This window comes from Methanobrevibacter sp. 87.7 (genome assembly GCF_002208625.1).
Taxonomy (GTDB): domain Archaea; phylum Methanobacteriota; class Methanobacteria; order Methanobacteriales; family Methanobacteriaceae; genus Methanarmilla.
Window position 1 is genome coordinate 1 of record NZ_MRCT01000295.1, and the last position, 274, is coordinate 274.

The window sequence follows — 274 nt, forward strand, 5'->3', positions numbered from 1 at the left end:
ATTCTACACCATTTTCAATAGCTATGTCAACAAAGTGTTTTCCTGTCCATTTTGCATCAACAGGACATCCAAATGCACACTGACCGCACTGAATACATTTTTCTTCATAAATAGCTTTCGGCATTTTAATCGGATTTAAACCCAGCTCTTCAGCTGCATCCAAAAATAATTGTGTTCCTTTGCCTATATGAGTGTCATCCAAACCATGAACCTTAATCAGATTTTCAACATAATCATATTCTTCTGAAAGATCAATTCCATAATCATATAACTC

General features: G+C 34.7%; 1 protein-coding gene. It reads right to left on the reverse strand.

Annotation, left to right across the window (positions count from 1 at the left end; translation table 11 throughout):
• On the reverse strand, positions 1–274 hold a 274-nt coding region (locus BGI41_RS08285), incomplete at both ends, for a 4Fe-4S binding protein (protein ID WP_198945435.1).